The organism is Bacteroides sp. B1-V-101 (assembly GCF_023656585.1).
In the GTDB taxonomy this organism is placed as follows: Bacteria; Bacteroidota; Bacteroidia; order Bacteroidales; family Bacteroidaceae; genus Bacteroides; species Bacteroides thetaiotaomicron.
Genome location: NZ_JAMOKH010000012.1, coordinates 40,328 through 53,266 on the forward strand (window position 1 = coordinate 40,328; position 12,939 = coordinate 53,266).

A 12,939-nucleotide genomic window follows, 5' to 3' on the forward strand; every position below is an offset into this window, starting at 1 on the left:
AAACAACTGAAAATAAAAACTCGTATATAAATTATTGATATATAGATGATTTATCTATATTTATTTGGAACTTGTTTTCATTTTATATATGTCTTTATGATTATTGGAAATTAATAAATTAGCGCATCTCGAACGAACGAGGTGCGCTAATAATATCCCACCGAAATAAGCTTATAGATTTATATATTAAATTCCCAATATAGATTTAAGTTCCTGCAGATCTGCAGCTTGAATACTCCTTGATTTAGGAGACTGAGGAATATACATCACCATAATGAAACCACTTTCAACGGATAATCCAATCCCCATACTATATTTGTCCAAATCATTATTGATGAACAAAAATGTATCATCATCAGTTTTTCCTACTACTTGATATCTCTCTGACAGAAATTTAGCTATTTCTTCAGTATACGAATAAGAAAGTGATAAAGCTGAAGATGTTAATTTCCCATCCTCAAACAAATAAGCAACTTTCTTTACAGCACTATTCTCACCCTTGTAACTTATTACATTTCCATTATCCTCCCAAATAGTACGTTTCTCTTTAGCCTTAACAGTTGCCTTATCCACACCAAATTCCAATACAGGTTCTGTGTAAGTGCTATATTTAGCATTTACCACAACTTCACACAACGCCTCTCCATTATCTGAAGTTGCAGTGATAATTGTTTTTCCAACATGATTTCCTTTGATTATTCCATCCTCACTTACTTCAGCTACAAATTCACTCTTTGAACTCCAAGTAGCATTGTCGTTTACCGTTACTTGTTTTGTGTCGCCCGAATACAAAGACACTTGATTAGTACTCAGAGTTAGTTTCCCATCTTCACTCTTACTACATCCGGCAATCACTAAAACAGCCGTCATTAAAAATAAAATCTTTTTCATTACTTGTTAATATTTAGCTAGCTTATTTCGTTTGTGCATTCATTTTACCAATCCATATCCCACCTATGAATCCTTTATGTAAAACGTGATAAACATTTGCCTGTTTAATCTTTCAAATAAAGAACATTTCCCTTGTTCTTTCTAAATATTTGGCAAAGATACAAATAACAACAACATAACACCACTAATCCGTAATAATTATTTCTATAAATTACTCGCTAATCATTCTCCTTATCAAATCTCTATTCCTCGGATCATCCGCATTGATCACCTCACCATCTCCACGACCTAACTTTTTACGTTCTTCCTCGCTAATTTTCTTGTTAGTCCAGTACTTATTCTTACCTTTGCATCGTCTTAACCGACAAGATGTTTTTACCAATTCATAAGGAAGAGTTAATTGTTTTTCCCACACAAACTAAAAATAATCCCTTATCTTTTAGCAACTTCATCTGTATGAATTAATCTGTTACATTTGAGCAACTATCCAGTTACACTTGTGCAATATTCCAGTTACACTTGTCTAGCACCGAAGTTATTCAACTGCATATAATCAATGGCTATTCAAAAAAGGAATTATTATGAGCATACTTTACAAAACAACCCGCTTCGCGGATACATTCACAGGAGATAAGGAGACAAATGTCCGGGTACAACTGCTATCATGGGATACACTGGACACCAAAGCATTCGTAGAATATCTGGCAACCAAATACAACCTATCCAAAGGAGAAGCATACAAAAGCCTCAGCATAGTACTGGAAGGAATGGAAGCCGTACTGAAAGACGGAAACATACTCAATCTGGACGACTTTGGCAGTTTCTCTCTAAACGGAAATTTCTGTGAAGACAAAGAGCCGGACGAAAACCACAGGGCAGAATCCATCCAAGTGAAAAACGTAGTTTTTAAAGCGGACAAGAATCTGAAGAAACGTATTTCAGCTGCCGGATTTGAGAAGTACAATCCAAAGAAACATAATAAACGGAAATATTAACTGTATGGAATACGATCGAATTTACTCCATCCGGAAAGGAGAATACTTTGCGGATGCGCTAAAACGTGCAGGAAAAGATTTTATTCCTACCAATTGCATCATCAACAAACTGCTGCCGGGACTGGGTGCCACGCACTGTGAACTCACAGCACCACGCAAATCCATTATCATCGAACCGAATGTACCCGTCATCGAGTCGAAAGCAAGGGTACATAAGAATGCACTTGCCGTCTATAAAGGTGTAAGCATCCGGCAGATCGCCGACTTTCTGGAAACAAACCGGGAGAAGGATTACAAACTACTGACTACCCCCGAAGGCTTCAACAAGATAAAGGAAGCCATGCAAACGGTGGATATAGATATGTATACGGAATGCTTCATCTTGTTTGATGAATGCGAGAAGCTGGTACAGGACGTGCACTACCGTGACTCTATCCGCGAACCGATGAACGATTTCTTCCGTTTCCAAAACAAGGCACTGATTTCCGCTACGCCTATCGTACCCGAAAAGGACAGTCGTTTTGACGGTTTCATGCGGGTATTGATTCAGCCGGATTATGTCTATCGGCAGAAACTGAAACTGATTACTACCAACAATGTGCTGGAAACCCTGCAGGAAGTGATTGAAGCCAAGAGAGGAACTGTCTGTATTTTCTGTAACAGTATAGATTCGATAGACAGCTTCTACCGGTTGATACCCGAACTAAGCAATGCCTGCACATTCTGTAGCGAAGACGGACAATACAAGCTCTGGAAAGGAAACCGCCGCAAAAAATCAATGATGATCACCGAACTGGAACGTTACAATTTCTTCACCTCCCGCTTCTACTCAGCGGTAGACATACTCTGCAAAAATCCGCCTCATGTGATTTTCGTCAGTGACTTGTATGGTGCCGCGCAATCCGTTATTGACCCTGCCACCGAGGCAATCCAGATTATCGGACGTTTCCGGGGCGGAGTCAACAGTGTGACACACATCGCTTCTATCCGACCGGAACTGGAATGTATGTCTTCTTCTGAAATCGATCACTGGATTCAGGGAGCTTCCACCATTTTCAACGGCTGGAAAGCGCAACTGGCACGGACTACCAACATAGGCGAACGCACCTTACTACAAGAGGCCATCGGAGAAAACTCTTACCTCCCTTATCTGGACGAAAACGGAAAGCCGGATTCGTTTCTGATAGCCAACTTCTATGAAAAGGAACAAGTGAAACGCCTGTACACCTCTGCCGATCTGCTGCACCTTGCTTACGAGCAGACCGGATATTTTGTCTTCTCACACGAAGAACGCCTGATGCCGGTTTCGGATAATGAACGCATGGCTATCCAGCATCGTCTGGCAAAGAAGAAACGGGCAGAACTGATCGTCCGGAAACTGGAAGAGATGGAAAAGATGAGCAGAGCTACCGACAAGAAAATACAGAAAAGGTATCAGCGTATGTTGATGAATCTGATTACTTCTACCGCCGACAGGTATATATACGACTGTTTCTGCCGTTTTGGAGCGGAATTTGTAAGGGAAGCCGATTATAATGAGAATAAATTGCGGACAGCACTAAATGTGAGTAGTGAGCATACGATTAAGAAATCCGGGCAAATGCGGACATATATCCAACGTGCTTTTCCTGTGGATGCTGAAATATCCGTGCAGGAAGCGAAAAGTATGCTCAGACAGGTATATAAAAAGATGGGATTAAACACGGGACGGGGCATAACGACGAAAGAACTGGAACAATATGCGGAAATAGAAAACAGCAGGAATCGCGAAGCCAGAATGATTAAAATACTGAAACACAAATAAATGAAAGAAAAATGCAGTTTTGATCCGGAAAAAGACAAAAACATCCTATAGTTTTTTGCAAACTTATTTTAAAAACAAGTCATTTTCAGGGGTAAACCACTGATTACAAACGCTGTGACATTTTTGTTTATCCCCGTATAATACTTAGAATAAAGACAAAAATGTCACAAGCGGCTAATTCTATTATTTACCGAATCATGAATACTTTTTCAAACGCCTGCGTGCAAAGAGAGCCAAAGCAAGCACAACGCACAACCCCGCTCCCCATATCCATAACAGTAAATCTCCCCCTTCGGTCTTTCCATAAGAGTGCAAGCCGCTCAGGTAGTAGTTTACTCCAAACCAAGTCATGATAATGGAGAGAATGGAGACTACGGACAGCAAGTTGAAACACCAGGTTGTTTTACCTTTCAGCAGTGGGATAAAACGGATATGAAGTACCAGTGCATAGACAACAATAGAGATTAATGCCCATGTTTCTTTCGGGTCCCATCCCCAGTATCTGCCCCATGAGACATTTGCCCAGATAGCACCGAGGAAGGTTCCTGCCGTCATAAAGAATAAACCGAGAATCATTGCCATTTCATTCAGTAAGGTAAACTCACGGATACGGAAAAGAAGTTTCACCCGATTGGTGGCAGAAAGCAGATTCATCAAGATAAGATTAAACAGTCCCGTCAGCGCACAAAGTGCGAAGAATACATAACCGATCATGATAATGGCGACATGAGACATCAGCCAATACGACTGAAGCACCGGAACCAAAGGAGTTATTTCCGGATTCAGATGGTTCAGTCCTGCCACGAAAAGCATGATTCCGCCTAACAGTCCGGCAAGCGCAGGGAGAATACAGAACCGGCGGGCAAACAAGAGGCCTCCGCCAACGAGCAGCCAGGAAGTGCAGATCATTGATTCGTAAGCATTCGCCCACGGTGCACGTTCGGAGATATACCAGCGCAGTAAGACACCGGTCGTGTGCGCAAGGAAAGCAGCGATCAGAAGAACAATCAGTATGCTGCTCAGTCTGCTCCCCCATTTGAAATCCGCGATAATCTCTCCGCAGGCAATGAAAAGTAAGATTCCGCCCAAAATCAGGTAAGCCAGACGACACCAGAAGAACAGGTTTAACTGATTATAGAGAAGTTCCGCTTTTACTCTCTGATTATCAATAGCGGGAGTTTTACTTTTTGCCTGCTGGAAGATATGCATCATATCGACAATCTTGTCCGCTTCTTTCCAGTTATTAGTGCGGGCCCCATTGCCCAATTCGTAGATATACCAATCCATGATTTTAGAAACAAACAGGGAATCCTTATCATGAAAGACGGTTTGTTCGTCACCTGCCGAGTACCATTTTCCCTGAACGTCGTTTTCGTCCGGGAAGAGGGGCAGAAGTTGATACTGCATAATACGATAGACAATATTCACCGATTCATCCAGTTTTAACAAATCCGAATCCATTCGTTTCCGTTCTGAAGCGGATTTTGCATAGATGGCATTCACTTCATCGGTCAGCACATAGTTGCCGTCGGCATCAAAGACATCCTGCCATGCGATGTATTTGCCGTCTCTTCCGAACCGTTGAAGAATATCTTTATTATCGACCTTGATAAAAGGATAGCCACCCCACTCATCCGGAAAAGCGAGAAGATTCAGAAAGAACTGGTCTGAATTGATGCTGTTCAGCTTGTCCGCTCCGTAAAGTTTGCGTAGAATGGCGGAAGTGTAACTGTTGACAGGTTCAAGGCGACCATTAGGATTGAGCAGTACCAGACTGCCGAATTTCCGGGCATGCGGGGCAGGAATGCAAGGTAGCTGCGAAGAAGAAAGCGCTTCCTGTGCATATGACGCCTGTGTGCCCAGCGCACCGGATAAACCTAAAAAGAGAAGCAGACAGAAAGGAGCATTCTTTTTCATCTCTCCCAGTTCCCTGCGCAAACGACCGAAACGGGACTTCTTACTGAACAGAGTCAGCACAAAGCCGGCAAACAGCAGGAAATAGCCGATATAGGTAATCTGCATACCGGGACGGTCATAACTTACGGACAACACCGTGCCCTGCTCATCCGGATCGAACGAAGACTGAAACAAGCGATAACCATCCACTTCAATCACCTTATTCATCCGGACCGTAGCCTGCAAAGGAGCTTCATTCTCCTTCTTTATCACCAGATCGCTTTCATAAGACATCGGACTGTGCGACCCCGGATAACGCTTTAACCGGAAATCGTCGAGGGTGACAGAAAAAGGCAGGGAGGCATTTCCCATCCCTGCCCCTTCATCGCGCATCATGCGGTCCACCGTTTCCCCCTCACGGATGTGCATGATTCCTGTTACTCCTGCATAGTGAGTAACAGCCGCCCCCAACCAAATAAAAACCAAAGCCCCATGAAAGAGCAGACTTCCTTTACTGATTCTTTTGAAATAACCTCCCTGAAGAAACATGGCCAACAGATTGACAGCCTGCAAGAGTTGCAACAAAATAAACCACGGAGCATAATAAAAGTATTCGCGCGCAACGGCCGGACCGGACGAATTTTCCACAAAAGTGGCGATTGCCAGTACCAGCGCATAAACTCCCGCTAATACGTACATCAACATCGGAGAAGCGATCAATCGAATCAGTTTCATCAGTTTTCTGTTTTTACAAATAAGCAATACCTTCTATTTCCACAAGCAGTTCTTCCCTGCATACATCGGCATAAAGATAGACAATAGGAACATCAGGACAAAGTTTGTCCATATCTTCTTTTACAATCTTTGCATCCTCCTCATGCTTCAGATACACACGGAGAAGTTCCAGCTTACCGGAATGTTCCGGAAGTTTCTCTCTCCCTTCTTCCAGACCAATCAGATGCTGGATATTCTCCAGTGTGATTTCCGTCTGCACAAGCACGTCGCCCGTCACTATACTTTCTTCACCACGAATGGCGGCTGTGCCGGATATATAAATCATCTCCCGTTGATGATCGGACAACGATTTGCCCCTTTCAAACTTGGGAGTTCCCTTCTCCGCATCCGTCCGGTGGCTGATCAGGACTTCATCCGAATAGACATGGGCAGCTTTCTGCCAGTCATTATCCAACGGGATAATCTCTATTCCTCCTTTGACGGCATTGAAATCTACCAGTATTCCACCATGTTGTGTCCCGATTCCTGTGGCCGCCGGATATCCGGAAGCCCATTCCGAAGAAGCATAAAACTGCGAACGTATATCATTAAAATCCTGATAACACTGATTGCCGTGCACAATATCCGTGATGCGTTCCAGATAATTCCACTGGCGGACAATATCACCGAAGCTCATCTGCTCCGCTTTCAGAATTTCTTCCGCTTTCCCGAACACCTGCTCCGACTGTTCACGGACAGGAAGAGTCAAATCGTCGGCATAGAGTCCTCCCGCTATTATTTCCCGATAATGACCGGAAGTAACCCGAAGGTAGCGGACGGAAGAAGTCATCTGTTCTTCTACCGTCACTTCCTCACCGGCAGTTGCCGGCAACGAATGGACTTCCATGACCAGTTCTCCCACCAAAGGCTTTTGGGCTACGAGCGAAAGGACCGGACGGGGAGAAACGAAATGATCGTCCACCCATTGTTCCAGAAAAGACCGTTGGAGCTGATATTCCCGATTATCCTCACAGAATGTAAAGAATACAAGACGGACCACTTTTCCCCCATGTTCCTTTTCTTCCCCGCGAACGGCTGACAGAAGTAATTCTTCCGCCATTCGTTCCCAGCTTTTTCCTTCCGCTTTATAGATTTCACATTTTATCCGATAATATTTCATATTGCAAACTTCAATGATTTTTTATGCCACAGACATCAATTAATGATACGAAGCTACTCCCGCCGGCTTGTCTGTACTATATACGGAAGACATCGTCTGTAGTTCCGGAGTATTCTCCAGAGAGTAGAGCACATTCTTCTGGCGGTCTACCAGCAGCAGATGTACTTTCTCTTTCGGGTTCACGTGTCCCGTCCAATTCGTAATCAGGAAACGTCCGTCGGAGAAGTACTGAAAACCTCCGAGAAACTTCAAAGGCTTTCCGGGAATATCCGCATTCGATATTTCCCAGATCGTTTTTCCTTCCGGAGTCACTTCTATCAATCTGGGGTTCTGATCTTTATCGGCAACAGCTATCAGCGTATGTCCGTTAGGCAGACGAGTCAGAGAATGAGGACCACCGGGAACATCCAGCTTCCACACCACCTTGCCGTTTGCATCATACTCCTTCACACACTGGTCTCCATAATGAGCTACGAGGAAATGACCGTTATCCAGCCGCCGTGCATTACGCATGAATGCGAATCCGCCATCCTTCACACCTTTCGGCAGGATGCAGGTTTCCTTCACAATCTTCCCTTTGGGGGATATCTCCAGCATCCGTCCGGTAACACATTCGCCAACGAAAGTATTACCATTCTTCAGGCGTTGGCAGGCAAAGACCGGACTTTTTGATTCATAATGGAAAATGGTATCGTTCTGACGGGTCATTTCGAGCACTCCATGTCCGGTGGTGAAGAGGATATTGCCGTTAGGCAATATCCACAAATCATTGGAATCGGGCGCTTTGTGCTTCCACACCATTTGGTTATTTTCCATCACAAATACGATTCCCTGCGAATAATCGGCTCCGGCAAACGTCTTGGTCTGTGCAAACAGAGAAGAGGCAGAAAACAAAAGAGACAAGACCGCAATAATATATATTCTTATCATAAACAATAACTATAAAATAATTTGATAAATAGGTTTCTTTAGGCACGGATTACACGGATTACACGGTTTTTATTTATTAAACCTAATTATAAACTACGCTCTTCATCCGTGAAATCCGTGAAATCCGTGTAATCCGTGCCTAAAACTTCCCACTAAAGAGACAACACATACTCTTCCAGTTCTTCCAATTCCTTCTCAGTGACAGGCTTATGAGGTCCGTGAACTTTCAGCATATCCTTCATCGAATAGCTGCGCCCGTCATAAAGATAGGGAGCTGTACGCCAGCATTCGTTCAGTGCCGGAACATCCATAGACAGTCCCTTGTCCGGGCCCGTTGTCCAGCCTACCTTATACTGTTTCTGATCCGTATAGTACTCTCCGGAATGGCAGCTCGCACAGTTTTCCTCAAAAATCTTCTTTCCCTTCTTTGCCTTACCGGAAAGTTTACCGTTCACAAGGTATGGGCTTGGCAACGGTTTCAGGGATTTCAGATATTCGTCGATGGATTCGTATATTTCGTCTTCACCTTCCATAAACAGAATATACTTCACACCCGAACGTACAGCTACTTCGGCATTCTTACGGATACCGGTCGCCATACAGGGCGGAGTCTGATGCGAAAGCAAGAGTGTCTTGGTATTCTTCGGATTTCCCATACCGTCATTCAGCAAGTCCCAGTTAAGTCCGTCCATGCGGGCGTCATTCGGATGACAGGTAGCACAGCTCTGCCAGTTCTGGAAACAAATAGTAGCATCATGGAAATACATATCACCCTTTCCGACTTTCGTGAAAGCCAGCGGTGCACCCAAAACCTGCTTCTTCAGATTCTTGCCGTTCAAATCCATAGACACCAGTTCCGAAGTATAATAGTTGGCTGTGTAAATCTTATCTCCGGTAGCAACCACCGAACGGGGGCCTTTCCCCTGTGTCGGGATAAAGTCGCGGATACCATATAAGAATCCCGCATCATTCGGAATATTATTCCATGACTTCACGGAAGGCGTCACCATCTCTCCCTGCTTTGCCTTCGCCAGACGTTCGTGCAAAGCAATGCGGTCAATACGAACCAGCTCCTGACTTCCGGTAGCAGCTACGATAATCTGTTTATCATCCGGAGTGACAATCACCGACCACGGATTGGCGGCTCCTTTCTGGGGAGTATCCAACAATACGGAAGTCAGCAGTTTTCTCGCCTTCAGGTCGATGATGGACAGCGTGTTCGTAGCCATCCATCCGCGGTCCAGCTGATTGGTAGGCAACTGATAACGGGCAATCAAGTGAGTGACATACGCATACGTCTGATTTTTATCTACCGCTACAGACTTCGCATCGGTAGCGCCGTTCGGCAACATGATGCGTCCCGTCACCTTCTTTGAAGGGACATCTACGATATCGAGCTGCACTGCAATAGGATAAGCCGTAGAAGACATTTCCGGCAGATTATTGGCAATCAGCAGGCAAGAGTCGCCCGCAAACGGAGCCATAGCCACCGGTTCACGACCGATCGCAATCTTTGTTTTCACCTTACGGGTTGCCGGATCAATTTCCCACAACTCGTTGTTGAAGCGTTGTGTCACCCAAAGTGATTTGGACACCGGACTGTACAAGATATCCGAAGGCGTAGCACCGCTCTTTGTTTTTGACTGCACCGAAAGTTTCTTTCCATCCAGTTCGTACATCATGCCGGTGTTTCCGTCGCATACCACCCAAAGGTTGCCGGACGGGTCTTGTGTCATGGCATTGACGGGCGAAGAAAGGGTCACTTTCTGTTCCACCTTCTGTCCGTCGGACGACATTTTGATTAATTCATTGCCTGCCCTGTTCGTTACAAACAAGGACTTTCCACTGTCCGCCAGAAACAAACGATCCGGCGAAACCGTCTTTGCATCTTCTTTCCAACTAGCGCAAAGAAGTATAGCTACGATACTAACAGGTATCAATATCTTTTTCATTATTTCTGTTGTTTAGTTTGAAGAGATTGAATGTACTGGCGAATATTCTCCTGTTCCTCCATGCGGGCTTGTTTCCGCTTCTTATCGTAGCGGTCGTAAAACTCCCGGTCATGATCCGACCAGTTGTTCGCTTCCCGGTAGTCACCGATCTGAGGAACAAGCAAGTCGATCCAGAGAGAAACTTTACGTATCTCCTGCGGTGTCAGTTTCGTACCTCCATGACCCTCTTCCAGACGCTTGATCAGATTACTCTTGTTGGACCCTGCAAAATAAGGAGGCAACAAAGTAGGTTGGGACAAAGCGCTGATCCAGTTTACTTCCGGGTGATGGGCATCGCCTCTCCATGCTCTGTCGGGACCATCCGGACGGGCATGCGTCAGACTGAGATATGAGTCCGTATATTTTCTTTTACTCTGTTTGTCCACTACCTTCAGTTCTCCTTTCAGGCTCATCGGGTGTTTCACTCCGTCATGACAAGAGATACAATTTCGGTCCCAAATAGGCTGAATCTCTTTCAGATAGCTGAAGTTACGTTCTCCCATTTCATCTTCCGGAGCCAATGCCTTGATTCCTTTGTCCATTGCCATGGATACCCGATGACCTGCCACCGGAACCGTATTTTTATGTTCATGGCATCCTACACAACTCTGAACTTCGTTCGGCTGCAAAGTAGACCAACTGCGCATCGTCTGCACTACTCTTCCCTTATCGTCCAATGCCTGGAAGTAAAGCGGCCTGCGGGCAGGTACTTTAAAGAAAGCGGAACCGTCAGGATATACATCCGTCACTCCGATCACTCTCTTCACGTCCCAAGCGGCATTGCCGACTCCTACCGGAGAACTTGCCAATGCGCCACCTCCCTCATCATTACCATTCACCTCGCCCACACCGGCTGCACGGAATTGAATTTCTACGATACGAAGCTGTTTGATCGTTCCGGGAGCCACTCCTTTCAAGCCATTCCCTTCATAGATATTCTGCATATAATATACTCCTTCATTCTTCGTATAGTCTACAGAAGTCGAGCGGTGGAACGGACGTTTACGGGGAGCAAGCAAGATGGGCTGATTGCAGGATATCTTCGAATCGGCAACCAGTAATTCGCGTTCTCCGTTTGCATTCATCCAGTAAATGCCGAACTCCATCGGATGTCCGATATGATATCCCAGCGGAGTATAGGAAATCAGAAACTCCGTCTCGTTCAGCGGGAAAGGATGCTGGAACTGGTCAGTAAACTGTCCGTAGCTATCTATACGCTCTGCCTCGGGCTTGCGCACCGGAGCAACAAACATGACACCTTCATTCTCATCTCTTCCGGCTTCGGGATCAATAATACCCAATTTACCGTGCTGGGGATTATGATGTCCCATGAAGACAGTCATCACTTTACGTGTACCGGGAATCTGACGGGTATGCGCTACCGTTGTCGGGAACCAGCTGTTCATTCCGTAATATTCGGCTTGTCCCGTTCCGTCAGGATTCATCTGGAACAGGGGTTGCGCCCATACTTGACCACGGTCATTATAGTCCCAACGAGTGTAAACTACCCGACCATCGTCAAGCAAAGTCGGCGTAGTAGTATGCACCTGGTCGAAACCTACCTGACGCATATAACGTCCTTCACGGTCGCAGAGGTACATATTGCTGACTTCGGTAAACCAGCAATCCACCGCACTTCCGCTACGGGTAGAGTTGAAAAGTATATTCTCATCCGGCAGGTAGATACCTTCAATATCGGCGTGTCCTTTTCCGAAAGTCAGTTGCTTGACTTCACGTGTCTTTAAATCCATCTCATACAAATGGAAGTCATCGTCTTTTGCAGACTTCTTCCAGGAGAAGAGCAGGTGCTGACCGTCAAAATGAAGATTAGGGTCACGATATACACCGTCTTCGTCCGTCAGCAATGTTTCTTCCTCCGCCCAGATACCGTTCATCTTAATCTTCGACAGCGAACCGCCTGCAAAGTAGTTGCACTCGGCACGGGCATCGGAAACGCCTTCGGTATAAGCAAAGAAAGAAGGACGCAACGTTCTGAACTTCGTAAAAACAATCTCCGGCTGATTGGCAGTGAAAGTTTCCAGACGTTCGGCACGTCTTCTCTCGCACGCTTTCAGATAAGACTGGAAAGCCGCTTCGATACTTTCCGGAGTATCATTGACAACAGTAGTAATATTCAGTTTCTGCATACGAAGGGAAAGTTGCCGGCTGAAAGAACCTCTGAACCAGTTTACATCTTTCCCGTCCTTTATGTCTTTCGCATCATTTCCATCCTGTAGCCACCAGTCATAATAAACCGGATAATCATGCATCAACATCCGGTGTGTATCTCTCACTTTACGTTCCAGCTCTTCCCTGTGATTCTCTTTCTTCTTTATCGTCTGAACCTCCGCAAACTGCTTCTGCATTTCGGCGATAAAACCTTTTGTGTCGGTTGGCTGGAAAGAAGTGTCCTTCGCCTGCCAGGCGAGGAATGGGACGAGCATGCAACATGCCAGCCCCCACTTCAACCATTTTATTAATTTCGATCTTATCATTTCAAATTCCTGTTTACCTTAAATTTACCTTTCCGAACCGGAC

General features: G+C 45.2%; 8 protein-coding genes. 2 read left to right on the top strand and 6 right to left on the bottom strand.

The annotated features are described in order from the left end of the window. Positions 1–186: 186 nt before the first annotated feature. Positions 187–891, bottom strand: coding sequence for an Ig-like domain-containing protein (locus NBH01_RS11130; protein ID WP_130041609.1), 705 nt, complete (start codon positions 889–891; stop codon positions 187–189). A gap of 581 nt (positions 892–1,472) precedes the next feature. Between NBH01_RS11130 and NBH01_RS11135 the strand changes: the two genes are divergently transcribed. Together NBH01_RS11135 and NBH01_RS11140 are read left to right on the top strand one after the other, a co-directional pair. Next, entirely contained in the window at positions 1,473–1,886 is a 414-nt protein-coding gene (locus NBH01_RS11135; protein WP_008760098.1) for an HU family DNA-binding protein, read from the top strand. 4 nt (positions 1,887–1,890) lie between these two features. Further along, on the top strand, positions 1,891–3,690 hold the full coding sequence (locus tag NBH01_RS11140; protein ID WP_130041610.1) for a hypothetical protein: 1,800 nt from the start codon (positions 1,891–1,893) through the stop codon (positions 3,688–3,690). 195 nt (positions 3,691–3,885) lie between these two features. Here the strand turns inward: NBH01_RS11140 and NBH01_RS11145 are convergent, their stop codons facing one another. From NBH01_RS11145 to NBH01_RS11165, 5 genes are all read right to left on the bottom strand, one after another. Beyond that, complete coding sequence (locus NBH01_RS11145) at positions 3,886–6,321, bottom strand: cytochrome c biogenesis protein CcsA (protein WP_234150456.1); 2,436 nt, start codon at positions 6,319–6,321, stop codon at positions 3,886–3,888. 13 nt (positions 6,322–6,334) lie between these two features. Beyond that, positions 6,335–7,480 carry a chorismate transformation FkbO/Hyg5 family protein gene (locus tag NBH01_RS11150; protein ID WP_234150454.1) on the bottom strand — a complete coding sequence of 382 codons (1,146 nt, stop codon included), beginning with the start codon at positions 7,478–7,480 and terminating at the stop codon, positions 6,335–6,337. Positions 7,481–7,519: 39 nt separating this feature from the next. Beyond that, complete coding sequence (locus NBH01_RS11155) at positions 7,520–8,410, bottom strand: aryl-sulfate sulfotransferase (RefSeq protein ID WP_221647177.1); 891 nt, start codon at positions 8,408–8,410, stop codon at positions 7,520–7,522. Positions 8,411–8,562: 152 nt separating this feature from the next. Continuing rightward, positions 8,563–10,362 carry a c-type cytochrome gene (locus tag NBH01_RS11160; RefSeq protein WP_225693590.1) on the bottom strand — a complete coding sequence of 600 codons (1,800 nt, stop codon included), beginning with the start codon at positions 10,360–10,362 and terminating at the stop codon, positions 8,563–8,565. Then, complete coding sequence (locus tag NBH01_RS11165) at positions 10,362–12,896, bottom strand: HzsA-related protein (protein ID WP_195592306.1); 2,535 nt, start codon at positions 12,894–12,896, stop codon at positions 10,362–10,364. Before NBH01_RS11165 ends, NBH01_RS11160 begins: the two co-directional genes overlap by 1 nt. Between the last annotated feature and the right edge of the window lie 43 nt (positions 12,897–12,939).